The 15,441-nt window shown below is 60.9% G+C and carries 21 protein-coding genes and 1 pseudogene; 6 read left to right on the top strand and 16 right to left on the bottom strand.

Translation table 11 applies throughout. The features are described from left to right. Nucleotides 1–517 precede the first annotated feature (517 nt). On the top strand, nucleotides 518–1,864 hold the full coding sequence (locus tag K3555_RS18355; protein ID WP_260006557.1) for a mechanosensitive ion channel domain-containing protein: 1,347 nt from the start codon (nucleotides 518–520) through the stop codon (nucleotides 1,862–1,864). Nucleotides 1,865–1,907: 43 nt separating this feature from the next. Here the strand turns inward: K3555_RS18355 and K3555_RS18350 are convergent, their stop codons facing one another. The 12 genes from K3555_RS18350 to K3555_RS18295 form a co-directional block, all read right to left on the bottom strand. Next, a complete protein-coding gene (locus K3555_RS18350; protein ID WP_260006556.1) occupies nucleotides 1,908–2,891 on the bottom strand; it encodes an AI-2E family transporter in 984 nt (327 codons plus the stop codon). A gap of 53 nt (nucleotides 2,892–2,944) precedes the next feature. Then, the gene (locus K3555_RS18345; protein ID WP_260006555.1) at nucleotides 2,945–3,712 is read right to left on the bottom strand and encodes a hypothetical protein; all 768 of its coding nucleotides are present in this window, start codon (nucleotides 3,710–3,712) and stop codon (nucleotides 2,945–2,947) included. Beyond that, entirely contained in the window at nucleotides 3,699–4,100 is a 402-nt protein-coding gene (locus K3555_RS18340; RefSeq protein WP_260006554.1) for a phage holin family protein, read from the bottom strand. The genes K3555_RS18345 and K3555_RS18340 overlap by 14 nt, the downstream gene beginning before the upstream one ends. Beyond that, on the bottom strand, nucleotides 4,087–4,524 hold the full coding sequence (locus tag K3555_RS18335; RefSeq protein WP_260006553.1) for a hypothetical protein: 438 nt from the start codon (nucleotides 4,522–4,524) through the stop codon (nucleotides 4,087–4,089). The genes K3555_RS18340 and K3555_RS18335 overlap by 14 nt, the downstream gene beginning before the upstream one ends. Before the next feature lie 125 nt (nucleotides 4,525–4,649). Next, nucleotides 4,650–4,835, bottom strand: a complete 186-nt coding sequence (locus tag K3555_RS18330; protein WP_019296341.1) for a PLD nuclease N-terminal domain-containing protein — start codon at nucleotides 4,833–4,835, stop codon at nucleotides 4,650–4,652. A 189-nt stretch (nucleotides 4,836–5,024) separates the two neighbouring features. Further along, entirely contained in the window at nucleotides 5,025–5,306 is a 282-nt protein-coding gene (locus tag K3555_RS18325; RefSeq protein ID WP_260006552.1) for a hypothetical protein, read from the bottom strand. Between the two features lie 62 nt (nucleotides 5,307–5,368). Beyond that, nucleotides 5,369–5,530: a DUF1328 domain-containing protein gene (locus K3555_RS18320; protein ID WP_259987931.1), complete on the bottom strand. Its 162-nt coding sequence runs from the start codon at nucleotides 5,528–5,530 to the stop codon at nucleotides 5,369–5,371. Nucleotides 5,531–5,701: 171 nt separating this feature from the next. Then, on the bottom strand, nucleotides 5,702–5,950 hold the full coding sequence (locus K3555_RS18315) for a hypothetical protein (RefSeq protein ID WP_259987929.1): 249 nt from the start codon (nucleotides 5,948–5,950) through the stop codon (nucleotides 5,702–5,704). Between the two features lie 330 nt (nucleotides 5,951–6,280). Further along, nucleotides 6,281–7,006: a Crp/Fnr family transcriptional regulator gene (locus tag K3555_RS18310; RefSeq protein WP_260006551.1), complete on the bottom strand. Its 726-nt coding sequence runs from the start codon at nucleotides 7,004–7,006 to the stop codon at nucleotides 6,281–6,283. 169 nt (nucleotides 7,007–7,175) lie between these two features. Continuing rightward, a complete protein-coding gene (locus tag K3555_RS18305) occupies nucleotides 7,176–7,724 on the bottom strand; it encodes an RNA polymerase sigma factor (protein WP_260006550.1) in 549 nt (182 codons plus the stop codon). Beyond that, nucleotides 7,721–7,888 carry a NepR family anti-sigma factor gene (locus K3555_RS18300; protein WP_259987923.1) on the bottom strand — a complete coding sequence of 56 codons (168 nt, stop codon included), beginning with the start codon at nucleotides 7,886–7,888 and terminating at the stop codon, nucleotides 7,721–7,723. Before K3555_RS18300 ends, K3555_RS18305 begins: the two co-directional genes overlap by 4 nt. Before the next feature lie 175 nt (nucleotides 7,889–8,063). Beyond that, nucleotides 8,064–8,540 carry an MgtC/SapB family protein gene (locus K3555_RS18295; RefSeq protein WP_260006549.1) on the bottom strand — a complete coding sequence of 159 codons (477 nt, stop codon included), beginning with the start codon at nucleotides 8,538–8,540 and terminating at the stop codon, nucleotides 8,064–8,066. A gap of 322 nt (nucleotides 8,541–8,862) precedes the next feature. Between K3555_RS18295 and K3555_RS18290 the strand changes: the two genes are divergently transcribed. Together K3555_RS18290 and K3555_RS18285 are read left to right on the top strand one after the other, a co-directional pair. Further along, complete coding sequence (locus K3555_RS18290; RefSeq protein WP_259987919.1) at nucleotides 8,863–9,351, top strand: hypothetical protein; 489 nt, start codon at nucleotides 8,863–8,865, stop codon at nucleotides 9,349–9,351. 10 nt (nucleotides 9,352–9,361) lie between these two features. After that, nucleotides 9,362–9,487 carry an entericidin A/B family lipoprotein gene (locus K3555_RS18285; protein ID WP_129369379.1) on the top strand — a complete coding sequence of 42 codons (126 nt, stop codon included), beginning with the start codon at nucleotides 9,362–9,364 and terminating at the stop codon, nucleotides 9,485–9,487. 106 nt (nucleotides 9,488–9,593) lie between these two features. Here the strand turns inward: K3555_RS18285 and K3555_RS18280 are convergent, their stop codons facing one another. The 4 genes from K3555_RS18280 to K3555_RS18265 are packed head-to-tail and all read right to left on the bottom strand — an operon-like array spanning nucleotide 9,594 to nucleotide 13,575. Continuing rightward, the gene (locus K3555_RS18280; protein ID WP_260006548.1) at nucleotides 9,594–11,078 is read right to left on the bottom strand and encodes a phospholipase D-like domain-containing protein; all 1,485 of its coding nucleotides are present in this window, start codon (nucleotides 11,076–11,078) and stop codon (nucleotides 9,594–9,596) included. Further along, nucleotides 11,056–12,828: a sensor histidine kinase gene (locus K3555_RS18275; RefSeq protein WP_260006547.1), complete on the bottom strand. Its 1,773-nt coding sequence runs from the start codon at nucleotides 12,826–12,828 to the stop codon at nucleotides 11,056–11,058. Before K3555_RS18275 ends, K3555_RS18280 begins: the two co-directional genes overlap by 23 nt. Beyond that, nucleotides 12,825–13,382 carry an RNA polymerase sigma factor gene (locus K3555_RS18270; protein WP_260006546.1) on the bottom strand — a complete coding sequence of 186 codons (558 nt, stop codon included), beginning with the start codon at nucleotides 13,380–13,382 and terminating at the stop codon, nucleotides 12,825–12,827. The genes K3555_RS18275 and K3555_RS18270 overlap by 4 nt, the downstream gene beginning before the upstream one ends. Then, on the bottom strand, nucleotides 13,375–13,575 hold the full coding sequence (locus tag K3555_RS18265; RefSeq protein ID WP_260006545.1) for a NepR family anti-sigma factor: 201 nt from the start codon (nucleotides 13,573–13,575) through the stop codon (nucleotides 13,375–13,377). The genes K3555_RS18270 and K3555_RS18265 overlap by 8 nt, the downstream gene beginning before the upstream one ends. 92 nt (nucleotides 13,576–13,667) lie before the next feature. Between K3555_RS18265 and K3555_RS18260 the strand changes: the two genes are divergently transcribed. The 3 genes and pseudogenes from K3555_RS18260 to K3555_RS25035 all read left to right on the top strand — a co-directional run bounded on the left by K3555_RS18260 (nucleotide 13,668) and on the right by K3555_RS25035 (nucleotide 15,109). After that, nucleotides 13,668–14,483 (top strand): response regulator, encoded by an 816-nt coding sequence (locus tag K3555_RS18260; RefSeq protein ID WP_260006544.1) that lies wholly within the window; start codon nucleotides 13,668–13,670, stop codon nucleotides 14,481–14,483. A 60-nt stretch (nucleotides 14,484–14,543) separates the two neighbouring features. Beyond that, a pseudogene (locus K3555_RS18255) lies at nucleotides 14,544–14,726 on the top strand (ATP-binding protein); the annotation flags it as partial. Nucleotides 14,727–14,986: 260 nt separating this feature from the next. After that, entirely contained in the window at nucleotides 14,987–15,109 is a 123-nt protein-coding gene (locus K3555_RS25035) for a CGNR zinc finger domain-containing protein (RefSeq protein ID WP_409201665.1), read from the top strand. Nucleotides 15,110–15,441: the final 332 nt, after the last annotated feature.

Below are 15,441 nucleotides of genomic sequence, written 5' to 3'. Positions count from 1 at the left end.
ATTGGTTGTCGTGCATTGCCCTGGGGTGGTGCGCTCGGAAGAGGAAAGTCTTCCGTGAAAGCTTCGGCCGCAGCGGCGGGTAAAGCCAATTGTCACAGGACACTTTACTCCAGCGGGCGGCACGTTAGGGGCTATGCCCCCTTGGTCAGCGCGGGATTTTGGGGCGTCATATGGCGGATTTGCAACGTGACCCATGCCGAACGGCTCGGTTGCCTCAAGGCGTGTTAAAGCCAGGGGGACTGCTTTATGAATTTTTGTATGAGGACAATCCAGTTCGCCAGTCATCCGGCTTTTTGCCTGCGGACCGTTAGCAGCAGCCGGATGCGGAGAACGCACTGCTCCGGCAGGCGGACCGTCATCAGCATAACAGTGCGGAACTGCCGCAGCGATGGCAGCCGAGTGGTGCAACTGCCTTGGAATTGATCGGGAGGATGCGGATTTGAACCGTAGAAAGATTTTTGTCGGGCGGCATCAGGGACGCATCCCGACGCTTGGGCCTAGACTGAAGGCGTTTTTAGTGTGCCTGGTTGCTGCGGCTGCACTCTGCCTTGGAACGGCCAGCGGCCAGGCACAGACCGCCACTGATCCGGTTCAGACCGACGGCCTGATCGAAGTCGGCGACGCGGCAGTGCGTGATAGCGCGATTCTGAGCAGGATCGAAAAACTGCTCGCTGAAATTGAAGGCTATGGGGCCGTGACAGTGTCGGTTTCCGAAGGTGTTGTCCGTATCACCGGCCAGGTGATCGACAATGCGGCGCAAGACAGGCTGACGCAGATCGTCAACCGCGTGGCGGGTGTCGTGGCATTTGAGAACGAAACCGAAATCAGCGGCACGCTCGAAGAACGGCTGGCGCCCGCGGTGGACCGGATTGCCGCCCGTACGCGGAACCTGCTGGCGAACGGGCCGATCTTTCTGGTCGCGGTGACGGCTTTCGTTCTGGTGGCGGCGGGAGGCTGGCTGCTGACAACGCGGATCGGCATCTGGACCCGGCTGGCGCCCAACCCCTTTATCGCGGATGTCTACCGGGCGGTTGCGCGTATCATGTTCATTCTGACGGGGCTGGTTCTGGCGCTTGATATCATGAACGCAACGGCGCTGATTGGTGCCGTGCTGGGGGCGGCAGGGGTGGTTGGCCTGGCGCTTGGCTTTGCGGTGCGCGACACGGTGGAGAACTTCATTGCCTCCATCCTGCTTAGCCTGCGCCAGCCGTTCAGGCCCAATGATTACGTGGACATTCAGGGCGATCAGGGAACGGTGGCGCGGCTGACGTCGCGGGCAACCATCCTGATCTCTCCTGAGGGCAACCATATCCGAATTCCCAATGCCACGGTCTTTAAGGGGCGCATCGTGAATTTCACCCGCGATCCCCATCGCCGTTTCGGCTTTGATCTGGGCGTGGATGCCGATGCCGATCTGGCAGCGGCGTTGTCCACCGCAGTTGCCGCACTTGAGGCGCAGGCATTTGTGCTGGAAGATCCGGAGGTTGGCGCCTGGATCAGCGAAGTCGGGGCTTCCAACGTGATCCTGACCTTCACCGGCTGGGTAGATCAGACCCAAGTGGATTTCGCCAAGGCGCGCGGTGAGGCGATCCGGGCAGCCAAAATGGCGCTGGAAGGTGCGGGATTCGGCCTGCCTGAGCCAATCTACCGGGTCCGTCTGGACGGGACGCAAGACGCCGCTGCTGCCGCCCCGGCGAAGCGCGCTGACACCCGGAAAGCCCCGCCAGCGGCCAGCAGCGCTGATTTGCCCGAGGCCTCCGATCCGGCGCGGGCGGAACCGGCGGTGACCGGGGCCGCTGAGCGGGAGCGTGAGGGGCTGGATGGTGTGGAAAACTTGCTGGATGCGCAGCAGCGCGCCGAGTGAGGGCCGGCTGCCGCCCGCACCTGGCGGTGCGGGCATGTTTCTCTTACATAATCTTGTGCAACGGATCCTCAGCCGTCTTTGCAGGCAGGCTGTGGCGCGGATCCAGCATAACCCCCAGCCACAACAGAAGCGGCAGCGCCACAAATGCACCGATGGGACCCCACAGCCACAGGCCGAAAACAATGGCCAGAAACACCAGCAACGGGTTCACTGCCAGACGGTTGCCGACCAGCAATGGAGTGACGATATTCGCCTCGGTCAGGTTAATGATAAGGAACAGCACCGGCGGCGCCACAGCAAGGGCACCGGTGAATTGCAAAGCGCCGGCAATACCCAGCCCCAGAATCATCAGCAGCGGGCCAAGGTAAAGAACGTAGTTCAGCAGAGCTGCCGCAAGCCCCCAGAGCACGGCGTATTCCAGCCCCAAAGCCAAGAAAATGCCTGCAGTCACCACGCCAAGACCAGCATTCACCACGGTGATCGCGGCAAAATAGCGGGCCACGGCCTTATCGGCATGCTTGAGCCGGCCGTACAACGGACCGGTGAGGCGGTAGAGATCGTCCCGGGTCAGCGTGAAGAAGAACAGCGTGCCCACGAAGATGAACACTTGAGAGAGAAAGCTGGGCGCCAGCCACAGCGCGTCCCCCACGGAGGGGATGGCGGTCTGAGGCTCCATGGCTTCAGCGCCGACAGTGTTTTCGATTTCCTCGCTGATGGTCTCTATCCCGCGCAACAAGGAGGAGGCCTTGTCGATCAATGAGGACATGACCGCCTTGATGCGCGGCAGTTCCTCGATCAGGGCATTCACGACCGGCTCGATCAGCAGTATGGCGGTGGCTACAAACAATGTGCAGGCTAGCAACAGGGACAAGGCAATCACCAGCCGCGGGACGCCAAGGCGTGCCAATTTGTCTGCAAGCGGTGACACAACGATGCCCAGCACCAAAGCAAAGCTCATCGGTGCCAGGATCTGCTGTGCATGCTGCAATGCCGCTGTGATGCTGATGATCGTAAGGATCATCAGCATCACCCGGACCCCCCGGCCGCTGAGTGTGGTCTTTAAATAACCTGGCATTGCTTTCAGACGGAAGCTGCGTGCGGTGCCGGGTCGGTTTCTGCTGGATCGAGACTTGCGCTGGCCTTGCGGTGCAGCTTGTCCATTTCCTCGCGCAGGGCGGCCTCGGCTTTGGCGGCCAGCGCATCACGGCGGGCGCCAAGCAACTCGTCCTCCTGGCGGGTAGAAGGCAACAAGGCCCCGATCAGTGCGCCCAGACCCAGGGCAATGGCCCCGGCGGCCAGCGGGTTCTGATCGAAAAAACTTCGCGAGCGGGCCGCGGCTTTGGCTGTATGCGATTCAACTTTCTCCTGCGCCTGCAGGGCAGCGGTACGCGCCTTCATCACCCGCTTGCGGGCAGCTGCGGGCAGGGCGTCCAGCCCTGCGTTCAGTGTCTCGCGCATCTTGCCAGCGCGGAGGGGTTCTTCACTCATACCGGTCATCTCCTGTTTCATGGCGGCATCTGCCGCGGCGACACGCGCGTCGAAACCGGCAAAAGCGGCTTCGGGGGGAACGGCGGCGGCCGGCTTGGCGGCGGTGCGCGGGCGGCGGCTGCTGCCGGTTCCGGTGAATAGAAGAGCCAACCCAGCCCCGGCCAGAACCAGGGCTGCGGGATTGCGCTTGGCTGCGGTAATTGCCTGGCGCCCCAGTTCGCCGCCATAGCCGTTTGCCGCTGCCGAAAGCTGTTCGGTCACCGATTGCGGCGCAACGGTGCCGGACAGGCTGGACAGGGTTTCTGCCAGCCGGCGGCGGTTTGCGTCCACGCGCTGTTCGATCTCTTCAGTAGCGGGCATTTGCGGCCTCCTTGATGCTGGCGGCATCTTTTTTAACATTGCTGATGGTGCGTGATGGCAGCAGCGCCTCGCTGCTGAGCCGCGACTTGCCGAACAGCAACAGACCAAGGGCAATGGCGATCAGCCCGCCGCCGACGATCAGCGCGGCCCATCCGGCGGACAGGCCTGCGGATGCGATCCAGGCGACCAGCGCTGCCGCAAGCACATGCAGTCCGGCCAGCGCCACCAGAGCGGCAATGGCGAAACAAGCCAGCCCGGTTCCGGCGCGGGCGGCATTCTCCTTCAGCTCGTTCTTGGCAAGCTCCGCTTCACTGCGCAGCAGTGCTGTGAAATGCCGGAGAGCTTCCAGGAACATATCCGGTGCTTGGCGCAGATCATGACGTGCCATGACCGGCCTCCTGAGTCATATCTGCCGAACCGTTGCTGCGGCCGTCCGGTTCGCTTGCCTTGAGGAAGCGGGTGGCGGCGAACCCGGCCAGTGCCGCACCGCCGAGGAACAGCAGCGGATTGCGGCGCGCAAAGGCACTGACATCACGCGCAGTCTGTTCAATGTCCAAGCTGCGCACCCGGTGGGCGGCGTCCTCAAGGTGACCCGCAACCATCTGTGCGGCCTGCGACTGCATGGTGCCCGGTGCAAAAGCATCCGCTGCGGCGCCAGCGGCATCCGCCGTAGCCTGCACCTCGCGGGCGGCCTGCGACTGCGCGGCGTCTGCGGCATCGCGAACCGTGTCTTTAACCGCACCCTTGGCCTTGCGGCCCAGATAGGCAGCTTGGGCGCGGGCTTGCGATTCAAGATCAGAAGTATCGGTCATGTCATCGGCCTCTTTGGTCTCGGTGTTCAAAGGGAAAACGCGCACTGACGCTTTTTGTTCCCTGGGTCAAAAGAAGACGGCCCGGCGTCCGAAGTCCGGGCCGCACAATGCCTGCGGCAGTCGTGTCAGATTTTCGCGGCAGAGGACTTTGGACCTGCAATCAGCCAGATGATAAATCCCACAACGGGCAGAATGAGGATCACCAGCGTCCAAAGGATCTTGGCCGCGGTGGAGGCGCCAGAAGACAGGATCTGAATGATCGCATAAATGTCGGCGGCCAGCACCAGCAGGCCAATAAGTCCATATTCCATGATTTGCTCCCTTCGGTTTGTTGTTCTGAAGGGGAAACGCGCGAAACCGGTGAAAGGTTCCCTGTCAGGGCAAATTTGGAAGGCGCTCATTTTCTTCGTGATGGCGGCCGGCCAGCCGCAAAAAAGCCGCGCTGGCTGCGCGGCTTTGGCAAATGGCGAGTAACCGGCTAGCCCCTGCGGGCGGCAGGGTCAAAAACGGCTGCGCATGGCAAGGCCCAGCAGCACCCCAACACCCAAGGCGCCGGCAATGGCAAGGCCCGGGTTTTTCCTGACAAATGCCTGCCCCTCTTTGGTCAGACGCTGCATTTCACCGGAACTGTACTGAAGCCCGGCGTCAATCTGCTCTTGTGCCTGCTGAACCGTTTGAGCGGCCTGCTCCTTTACGCGTCCTGCGAGATTGCCGGACACGCTGTCTGAAGCGGATGCGGCGCTGCCTTTGGTTTTCTGCTGTGCTTCGGCTGTGTTGGTCATGTGTCGGGTTCCTTTTACTTGCTGCCATTCTGCGGTGTGCGGGTGGCGGGCGATGTGTCAGGTCAGCCTTTTAAGAGGCGGACAATGATCGAGAGGACAAAGAGCACCAGGAAAATCACAAAGAGGATCTGTGCGATCCCGGCGGATGCGCCCGCGATGCCGCTGAATCCAAGAACTGCGGCGACGAGTGCCACGATGAGAAACGTGATTGCCCAACCAAGCATGGCTCTTTCCCTTCATTGTTAGCGCGCTGCGATGAGCGCCATCTGGCAATTTAACGGCTGAGCGGGCGAATGGTTCCGGGCTTCCGTTGCCATGACTGCAATGCTGCGGATGCTGCGTAAAAGAAAAAGCGCAGCGGCCGGCGCTGCGCTTTGTGAAACCGGGACGCTTGATCAGCCACCGTCGCTGGCGTCTTCTTCAGGGCTTTGAATGTCGACGGTGGGGACGGTCACGGTCACTTCTTTGGTGCCGGTTTCAATGTCGCCAACCTCGGCGTCGAATTCCGGCAGCTGACCGCCTTCGACGGAGACCTCCACATCAGGAAGACGGGTATCCTGAGTCTGATCGATGTCGATCATATAGATACCAAAAACCAGTACAAGGATGCCAGCGGCGGCGGCAAGAATAATAGGAGGTTTCACGATACTGTCCTTTCGGGTTGCTTCATCAGGCTAACGCGCCCGCGGGCAGAAAGGTTCCGTAAAAAGCCGCCCGGCACAGCAGAAAAATGCAAGTCGTTTCAAGGCTCAACGCGCTGAGTGAAAAAGAAAATGACCCCAGCCGGATTAAAGGCAGGGGTCCAGTGAATGGACCAAATCGGGGACGGGTCCTGCAGCGTTTACAGGCTGCTAACAGTTGAAAGACGCACCGCACGCGGAAAGGTTCCGCAAGAAAGGCGCGGAACGCAAAATTCTGTGGCTCCTTCGCCTGCGCAAAGGCGCTGCGGGGCGCCAGTCTGGCAATGCGAGGGATCAGACCAGCGGGCGTTCACGGACATGGCTTTCCTCACCCGCCAGCTCTTCCAGCTTTTCCATATCATGGATCGTCAGCGTACCTTGCTGCCAGCTCAGGACGCCATTCTTGCGCAATTCGGCAAGTTGTTTGTTGGTGTGGACAAGAGAAAGGCCCAAAGCGTCCGCAAAATCCTGCTGGGTATAGGGAAGGGGCGCCGAATTCTTGCGAACCTGACCAGTACCTTCCGCGCGGTGAAAGAAACGGGCCATTGCCCAGGCGATCTTCTCGTAGGCCGGGCGCTGCCCGACTGCGGCCAGCGCATCACCCAGGAAATGCTCCTCGACCGCAGCCAGATGGGCAATAGCAAAGGCGCGTTCGGGGTGGGAGGTGAACAGATCCCAGATGCCGGCCCGGTTGAACACGCAGAGCGTCATATCCGTCACCGCCTCGACCGAGTGGCCCATTTCCCCCATCACCCCGGCCTGCAGGCCCAGGAAATCCCCGGGCATCACAAAGCCAACCACCTGGCGGCTGCCATCGCTGAGCATCTTGTACTTCAGCCCCATGCCGGACAGGGCGGTGAACAATTGCGGTGATTTTTCCCCCTGGGTCAGCAGGTGGGTTCCGGGGCCTGCCTGCATTTCACCAGTCTTGAAGCGCTGCATGAAGTCGGCCTCTTCCGGCGAGAATTCCAGGAACAGGGACTGCCTGCGCAGCGGGCAGTTTTCGCATTTGGTTGTCATGACCAGCCTCACCGGCAGAGGCACGGCTCCGTTCTGCCTGTGCAGATGCCCAGCGGATGCGCCTGCGCTACTATTGTCAGTTGGTCCGACCTCTGGGAAGAAAAAAGACGCAGGACAAGCCCGCGCTCTCCGCCAGGAACAGCGCAGGAGTGACACACAGACCAGACATTCAGGCAGCGGGGGTCTTGGATAGAATCCCGGCTGTCACACTGTCGGTCAGCTCCAGTGCCTCGTCATCTTTCAGGTGCAGCAGATCCGCAAGGGTTGCACGGGCGCGCCCGACGCGGCTTTTGATCGTGCCGACCGCGACACCGCAGGTTTCGGCGGCTTCCTCATAGGAAAATCCGCCTGCACCCACCAGGGTCAGTGCTTCGCGCTGGGTGTCAGGCAGCTGATCGAAGGCCTGCATAAAGTCGCGCATGTTCAGGCGGCCGTCGTGATCGGGCTTGGAGGCCAGTGCCAAAGCCAGCGATCCGTCGGCATCTTCTACCTCGCGCTTGCGCTTGCGGCGCAGCGAATAGAAAGTATTGCGCAGAATGGTAAACAGCCAAGCCCGCATGTTGGTGCCGGTTTTGAACTTGTCGATGTTGGTCCAAGCCTTAATCAGCGTGTCCTGCACCAGATCATCGGCGGTTGCGGAATTCCGGGTGAGACTGAGCGCAAAGGCGCGCAGCGCGCCGAGATGCTCGGTCAACTCATCGCGCGGATCAGCTGTCATTGGATGTCCTTCTTATGAAGCTCAGCTTTGCGCAGCTGTTCAAGCAGATCGGTGAACCGCTCGGGCAGCGGTTCCGCTGCCAGTTCGTCAAAGGCCTTTTTCAAATTGCGGTCGATATGGTCCGCAGCACGGGGCACTTGTTGTTGATGTTTTAGGTTTGCCATTCTTCCCTCTGCTCGACGCTCACCGGAAGCCAACGCGTCAAGATGGGAATGGTTCCTGCCGGTGCCGAATAAAACAGGCGTTGGCTGGACGAGCACTCTGGCCGCCGCTGATATCAATAGCCGCGTTTACGCTAGCTTGCTTGCCTGCCCGCAGCCAGAAACGTCCCCAGGGACGTCATTTGATGTCAGGCCGGTCATCTGCGCCACGGTGTGTCATTAAACGGCTGACCGACAGAAGCACGGCCGCCAGCCCCGCCGTGAGAAAGGCCATCACAGTGAAGCCGAGGCCCGCCGCCATTCCAACCGCTCCGGCAACCCAAATGCTGGCTGCCGTGGTGATGCCGCCGACCCGCTTGTCACCCTTGATAATCGCCCCCGCGCCAATAAAGCCGATTGCGCCCATCAGCCCCTGAGCCACGCGGGTCGGATCGGAAGACAGGCCCTCGGCCTGCATCTGACGGCCGAATTCCAGACCCAAGATAACAAAAGCGGCCGCACCAAGCGAAACCATCATGTAGGTGCGGATGCCAACCCGGCGGTGGCGCAACTCCCGGTCCAGCCCCAGCAGCGCACCGCCTGCCAAGGCAACGGCCAGTCGCAATGCCCAGTCCAGCTGTGTTGAAAAGCTTCCTACGCCTGCGAATATGTCCATTCAGCCGATCCTCCCGACATCCCCCCTGTTCCCCGCGCGGCTGCACAGGCATGACGGGCAAACGCCTGAAACGGCGCCGGGTTCCCTGGCCTGGCTCCTTTGCGGGCGCGCTGCCCGGCGCCAGTTCGAATGCCTCTCTGCGCGAGCAAGCGCTTGCATCCGTCCTCAGTTTCCTGCGCTTAAGGGCTGATCATTAGGGGAATACTTGCGGGAATCCGATCATTTCAAAAATTTCTCCAGGCAATTCAGGAACCTTTCAAGAAGCCCGCGCGTTGCTTCGGTGCATCCCCAAGAAGGGGCAGAAACGCAAGGAGCTTAAAACATGACTCATCTGATCCGCACCACCGCCCTTGTTACGGCTATGGCGACGGCAGCTGCAGCCGGCTCAAAAGTCTCCGAAATAGACGTGACGGCAGACCTGAGCGCGATCGAGAATTACCCGGCAGCCGCAGTCTGGACCAGCCTGGAAACAGACTTGGAAACCGCCCTGGCTGAGCGCCTTGTCGGCCAAATCGCGGATAAAGATGCTGAAGAGGCGGCGGAAATCCATGTCGAGATCGACTCCGTCATGCTGGCCAGCAATTTCGAACAGGCGCTGGGCGTTGGAGAATGGATGCTGAAAGGCGATGTGGACATCGATATGCCCGACGCATCCAAGGATATGCGTTACGATCTGACCGTTTCAGCTGACCAGCTGAGCACATATTACCCCGAAGGCACTGACCCGGCCGCCGTCGCTGTAGACAGCGAGGTGTTTTACACCGCCATCATTGATGCCTTTGCAGGCAACGTTGCGTCGAAACTGAAGTAAGGAAAACACTATGCGCATCATTCTCGCACTATTCGCACTGGCCGGCCTGGCCGCCTGTGAAACCACCGAAGGCTTTGGCAGGGATGTGTCGAACCTGGGCAACGAAATCACCGAAGAATCCCAAGAAGCACAGTAGAGAGCTGCTGTACTTCCTGGATGTTTATTGGCCCGGCGGCTTATCGGCGCCGGGCCTTTTTTGCGCCGGTTGTGTCGAAGCACCAGGCAACGGGACTGGCGGCGGTTCAGACGATGTCTTCAGTCGCCCCCGGCAAGGGTTGCCGCAGTTCCGACATCCTATCGGGGTCATGCGGAACCAAAAGTCCGCGGCGCGCCTCGGGGCGGCGCAGCTTGTTGCGGCGGATTTCGTTCTGCCACCAAGCAGCTGCACGGGCCGGATCCAGTGCTTCAGCCGGCAATTCTTCTTGCCACCAGTGCCGCGTCAGCGCATGCCACAGCGTCCTGATCCTGTCTTGCTGCGTGATCCGCAGCGCTGCCTCAGTATCCCATCGCATTGAGCGCCCGTTCAGATTGGCTGAACCCACCATGGCGAAATCCTGGTCAGTGAGCAGAACCTTGCTGTGCAGGTAGATCATCGGAGATCCCGCCAGCACCGAAGGCGCTTCGCGGGCTGCCATGCGCCGCTGCACCGGGCTGGCAATGCAGGCGCGCGCACCGAAGGCGGCGCTAATCTCCTGCAGTGCTTCGGCCTGCAGCGCCATGCCATAGCGCGCGTCCAATCCGCGGCTTTCATCAAAGGCGACTTCCTCGGGCAGCGCGGGAAGGATCAGGATCAGCGACAGGTCCGGGTTGCGGCGTGCGGCATCGGCCAGCCCGCGCGCAATTACGCTGGAACGCAGGTATTGGGTTTCCAGATAGATCATCTGCCGGGCCTGTTTGAAGGCCTTCAGGTGGTCCTCCTCAATCTCCTTCAGGACCGTCCTTGGTGACAAGGCCCAGAAACCGGCGCGACGCGGTGCAGACAGCGTGCGGCGGATATGCTTGCCATCGGGCGGTTGCTTGCGCAGGGCGATTTCGTCCTGAAAGCGCTCCAGATGGCTTGCAGCCTCTTCGGCTTCGGGGCCGCGCAGCATCAGCTGCACATCGGCCCATGTTTCATGCGCCGGCTGGTCATGCTCCTGCGTGTCATAACGGCGCCGGTTCAGATCCAGCCCGCCGATATACAGAACCTCACGGTCGATCACCGCGACTTTCTGGTGCTGCGAAACCGGGTAAAGCTGCGGCACCCCCTGACGGCTGGCCGCGGCAGGCCGCAACCGTTGCGGCAGCTTGCGCAGTTTGCGCATAACAAACGGAGAAAAGGCAAGCCGCGGCAACAGCCCCGCCCGCGCCGGATGCAGAACGGCCGAGACCGATAGCCGCGCAGCCTGATCCGGTGCAAGCCCGGCCGCGATCTCTTGCGCCTGTTTTAACGTGTCTTGTGCGGCGGCATGCAGCGGCGCGGCCATGACAGGATCAAAGTCGCTTACAACCAGCCGGACCCGGACCCCGCGCTGTAAAGCGTCAGCAATCAGATCGGCCCAGGTTTCCCCGGTTTCCAGCGCTTCGGGGCTCAGCAGGCGGTTGGCGAAATCGAACAGGCGGAAGCTGGCGGTGATTTCGCTCCGGGCATTCAGGACTGCGCGCTCAAAAGCGGGCCAGGCCTGTTCTGCGGTGATCAGAACTTGAAAATCCCCGCGGCGGAGTTCAGGCGGCGGGTTCTGCTGCATCTTGCTCCTGTTCCGGCATCGGCGCTGCCGGTGGTACGGCCCCTGCTACGGCGGGAAAGCCCAGCCGGTAAGTAAAACTGTGCTCTGTTTCATGCGTGGCGGCTTCGCCGTCAAGCTGAGTCGCAAACGCAGCCATCAGCCGTGTTCCGATGCCAGTTCCGCCGAATTCCTCCGCCGGATCCAGCAGAGGCTGCCCTTTGGTGTTGGTCAATTCCAGCTCCAGCCAATTTTTGGCTGTTTCGCGCAAACTGACGCTGATTTCCGGCCGTCCCCCGTCGGGCACACCGATGTATTTGACCGCATTGGTCATCGCCTCTGAGACAAGCATCGACAAGGTTACCCCCTGATCCTGGCTGAGCGGCATCTGTGCAAGGTTCGTTTCGATCGCAACATCCTGTCCGGTTCCTGCATTCATCGTGCCGATCTCCGCGATCAGCTCATTGATCAGCTCCCGGCTGTCCACGGTGGAAACGTCGGGGTTGGTGTTCAGGCTGCGATGGATCGTCGCCAGGCCGCGCACCCGCCGCTGCAGCTGTGCCAGCATCCGCCGTGCTTCGGGGGTCTGCGCGTTCCGGCCCTGCATATTCATGATAGAGGCCACCAGTTGCAGGTTGTTTTTCACCCGGTGATGCACCTCGCGCAGCAGCATGGTCTTTTCCTCAAGGTCAAGTTCACGCCGCCGCTCTGCTTCGCTGAGGATTGCCACCATGCGGTTAAAAGACAGCCGGGCTTCCTCGAACTCGCGCGGAGGGCTGCTGAGTTTCAGGCTTGGGTCATCCCGCTCTCCCAGCGCATAACGGCGCATTGCCCTGCGCAACGCGCTGAGATGGCGGATCACCATTTGCTGCAGGCCGAGAACAGCAACGGAAATCCCGGCAAGCCACATCAGGACCGGGAAAGCGAGCGTCATCCAGGAGGTTGGGCTGGCGCTTACGGTCATGGCATTTTCCACCGGCCAGCTGCCGACTACGGAAACTTGCCCGGGAAGAATTTCACTCACCGCGAAAAACCGTTCCTGGCCGGAGCGCGCGTCTTCAAAAAATGTGTCGCCGCTGCGCTGCAGCAGTTCCCGGCGCGGTACCGAAACCGGCAGTGACTGTGCGGCTTGCTGCTCTGGAACGCTTGCGGACAGGATCTCCCCTTGCGCGTCCAGGGTGACAAAACGGATACCTTGCTCGGCCCATTTGGTACCGGACAGTGATTTGGTCAGCTGGTGCGGAACCGCGATGGAGACGTAGCCCAGCAGGATACCGTCGCGCTGCACCGGGCTGGTCGCCACCAGCTGGGGGCCGCCTCCGCCCAGTATATCCTGGCCCGCCGCAAACGAGAGGCGAGCAGTCTTCCGGGCCTTGAGAAACAGCCACGTCTCGGAGACATCCCCGATGCTGCCGTCCGAGGTGCATTCCATCGAGCCGCCGGGCGTGATGAAGGCGGCAAAAATGAACGGGTTCTGGCCCTGGATGAACGCCTTCATCAGGTTTGCACAGCGGTCGCCACTGCCGAACACTGGCAGGATGGCTGCGGCCAGCCCTTCTGTGGCGCCGCCGGCCCGTTGCAAAAGTTCACGCTCCTTGGCGGCGGCCTGCTGTGTGTGTGCCAGCAAGGACGCATGGGACAGCCGGTTGGCTTCTGCCACCACGGCGTTGGTCTGGTACAGAGCGATCAGGCCCAGCGGCAACAGCGCAAATGTCATCAGCGCGGCCAGGCGTACCAGCAGGCTGCCGGCCTGCAGCCGCGGGACATTGATCATGCGGCGCTTTGCTGGGCGACGATCCCAGCCGTGACCGTATCAGTCAGTTCCATTTCGCTTTCTTCATCCAGTTCCATCAGCTCTGCCAGGCGGGCACGGGCACGGTTCACCCGGCTTTTGACAGTTCCGGTCTTCACGCCGCACATTTCTGCTGCTTCGTCATAGGAAAATCCGCCTGCGCCAACCAGCACCAAAGCTTCGCGCTGCTCGTCGTTCAATTGCGCAAAGGCGGCGTTGAAATCGCGCATGTGAAGCCGCCCGTCATGATCGGGCTTTTGCGCCAGGGCGCCTGACAACGCGCCATCTGCATCCTCCACCTCGCGCTTGCGCTTGCGGCGCAGCGAATAATAGGTGTTGCGCAGAATGGTGAACAACCAGGCCCGCATGTTGGTGCCGGTTTTGAACTTGTCGATATTGGTCCAGGCTTTGACCAGCGTTTCCTGCACCAGATCATCGGCTGTGGCCCCATTGCGGGCAAGGCTGAGGGCAAAAGCGCGCAGCGCGCCCAGGTGGTTGACCAGGTCCTCTCTCGGGTCATGCGCGGAGTCAGTCATCGGAGCGGTTCTCCTCCGGCTGGTCCGGGGCGCGGGTCGCGTGCGCCTCCTTCTCCTTCAACTGCTTCAGCAGATCGGTAAACCGGTCCGGCACCGGTTCGCTCGCGATCTCATCGAAGGCCCGTTTGAGGTTTTCGTCTATTTCGCGGTCGGCCTGTTCATTGCGCGGCCGGGCGCGTCGTGGCTGTGTCATGCAATCCATCGGTTTTTTGCGCAGTTTCTGGAACCAAACGCGTTGAGGCGCGTATAGTTCCATATGTATTGCAAAAAAAGGGACGACGCAAAATGACTGCTCAATCGGGAGAATTGATCGCCAGCCAGATTGGCGCAAACCTGCCCTACCTGCGCCGCTATGCCCGGGCGCTGACCGGCAGCCAGAGCAGCGGCGACAAATATGCGCTGGCTTCGCTTGAAGCCATCCTGGCTGGCGAAAGCGATTACGACAGCGAACTTTCACCCAAGGTTGCGCTGTTCCGCGTCTTTCATGCGATCTGGTCCTCTTCCGGCGCGCCCGCCGGGGAAGAAGAAGGCGTTACAAGCCTGGCGGCGAAGGCACAGAGACACATGCGGCGGCTTACGCCGAACACCCGTGAAGCGCTGCTGCTGCACACGATCGAGGAGTTCAGTGCAGCCGATACCGGCATCATCATGGGCGTGAGCGATGACGAAGCTTCGGAACTGATTGCGATCGCTTACGAGGAAATGTCGCGTGCCACCTCAGGCCGGATCATGATCATCGAGGACGAAGCGATCATCTCAATGGACCTCGAGGCCATCGTGACCGGAGTGGGCCACAGTGTGACAGGCATTGCCCGAACCGAAGCCCGTGCACTGGATCTGGCGTCTCAGGCCCCGGCCGATTTGATCCTGTCGGACATTCAGCTGGCGGATAACTCCAGCGGCATCGACGCGGTCAACGGTATCCTGGCCAAGCATGGCGATCGCCCGGTGATTTTTATCACGGCCTACCCCGAACGCCTGCTGACCGGCGAAGGGCCAGAGCCGGCCTTCCTGATCTCAAAACCCTACACCGAGGATCAGGTGCGTTCGGCAGTGAGCCAGGCGATGTTTTTTTCCTCGACCGAAACGCTGAAGGCCTGATCAGGTCCGGGGATGTGAAGCGCATGGCCCGGTCCGGATTTCGGACCGGGTAAGATGTGGGGCCAGCTGCTCTTTCACCTGATCGGCCGCATCTACGAGCGCACCTCAATTGCAGGCACAACCAACCTCGCCGCCGGTGAATGGCCCAGCGTCTTAGCCTATCCCAAGATGACGTTGGCGCTGCTTGAACGGTTCACTCGTCACTTTGACCTAATCGAAGCTGGCAACGAAAGCCGGCGCTTCAATGCACAAGTGTTGTCCAATGAAATCCGCTGGCCTAAACGGCCAGCGCGAATTGAAGATTATAGCGCCTCGGGCCAGCTTCCTGCGCGTCAACCGGATCCCTTTTGAATTTCTATACTGAACCCAGATATCATGCCGATTGGCACAAATGCTGATCTTAACGGCAAACCCGTAGACAGTGTAATTGCGAGGGGAGCAATCGACGTCTTCACCTGCAATGAATTTCCAAACTCAGACTGAGCGCGGCGGAAGACTGCTCTGTGTATTATGTGGGTCTTTCGCATCCAAGAAGGCGGTGGCGCAGCATGAGCCGCTGCGGCAACAAGGCCAAAGAGAAGGTGTTCACCAAACGGTACTTACATAGAGCGCAGAGCCTGGATTAACTTGCTGCAAGCAGCCCTTCAGGCAGCTTGCGGCAAATGCAGACTTTGTCCCGGGTATTGGATCGCTCCGCGATAGGGGCTCTGGGTGGCAGGCGTTGCGCGCAAGCGGGCTGCTTTTCGCGGTTTCGGAGGTCAGGGTGTGTGCTGCCGGGAGAGGTGATTTCACCTTGGTTGACTGAGAGTTTTGCCGTGACCATTCAGCGTTCTATCCCGACGGCACCCCTTCACGTGCCTGATCGCGGATATGCCGGCACGCAATCTGGGCCCGGCGCCTTAAACCAGCCGCTTGCGGGCCTGCACACGGTTTGCAGCCTGGCTCGGACGATCCCCCG

This window comes from Leisingera sp. M527 (assembly GCF_025141525.1).
Lineage (GTDB): Bacteria > Pseudomonadota > Alphaproteobacteria > Rhodobacterales > Rhodobacteraceae > Leisingera.
Note: the sequence above shows the minus strand (reverse complement) of the source record. Positions and strands in the feature narration are given on the sequence as shown.